The following is a 1,163-nucleotide window of genomic DNA, read 5'->3' on the forward strand; positions in this document are numbered from 1 at the left end:
GTTAATGGCATTTGTTCCAAAATAGGGCAGGAAGAAATTGGAAGAAAATCTTCGCGATGAATCTAGGGTGAAAGATTTTTGAGATGGGTTTTCGAAGGCATCAAACATTGTTTTGGTACCAAAAAGTGCATATTGTTGTGCATTTGCACCCCCGAAGCTGGCTAATACCAGTAACGCAAGTAAAAGTTTCTTCATGTAAAATAGTTTTTCTGGGCTTGTTTCCTTATTAACGGTTACTTAACGAATCTGGTATTTCTGGCTTTAAATATTTGTTTAAAAGCAAGTTAGTGATAAACTTGTTTTTGTCTGCACTCATCTGGTAATAAAAAGTGTCGAAACTTTTTAAACCGCTATCGGCCCTCAAATGTTTATAAAATGGAAGCTGAATATTGTTCCTGAAAATATCTGCCGAATTTTTGGTGTTGATGTAATAACTCACATTCGAAGTAGTTGAAATCTGGTTTACTGCATCTAAATATTGAGGCGTCTGTATTAACAGCCTGTTATGCTTATAATCATTTAAAAATGATTGAACTGTACTCGCATTATTGGCCACAACCAAATTATTATCTACAATGGTATAATATGGCCTGCCGAATTTTTTAAATGGTTCTCCAAAGTAACTATACAGGATATCAGATGATTTAAAGAGCTTAATTTCTTCATTATAATCTGCACTTACATCAAGCAACAGCTGTTTTACTTTTTCCCCATTTGATAATGAAATTGCACCTAGTTTTTCGCTGGTGCTTAACTGAAAAAGAATAAATTGGTTTTTCGTATAAGTGGTGAATATCGAACTTAAATCTGTTCTGTATTCATCTTTTACCTTTTTTATTAGCGCATTGGTTTTGGGAAGTATTTTCGTTTGTTCCTGCCAATCATTCAACTTTTTGAGCCATTTGCTGTAATCATCATAAGCATAAAGTGCATAGTTTGCTGTATTATCAGGCAGGATATTCTGGATAGATGTATTTTGTGCAGCTGTATTTTCGAATAGTTTAAGGTAGTTATACTGATCTTTTAACTCTGTATTTCCACTGAAAAGGATTTTTTCTCTGCTAAAATTATAATTAAGTACGGCAAAACTGTTCTGTTTATTAAAAATTGAAATTTCTCCATTAATGTTACCTGCAATAATATTTTTGAGCAGTAAGGGCGCC

General features: G+C 33.3%; 1 protein-coding gene and 1 pseudogene. Both read right to left on the reverse strand.

Going from position 1 to position 1,163, the window contains the following annotated elements; genetic code table 11:
- Positions 1-195 (reverse strand): annotated as a pseudogene (locus tag AC1DND_RS28205) (DUF5723 family protein); the annotation flags it as partial.
- Positions 196-226: 31 nt separating this feature from the next.
- Positions 227-1,163, reverse strand: a 937-nt coding sequence (locus tag AC1DND_RS28210) for a DUF3352 domain-containing protein (RefSeq protein ID WP_477586201.1), incomplete at its 5' end; no start/stop codon positions are given.

It is taken from the genome of Pedobacter sp. 01N416, assembly GCF_056399685.1.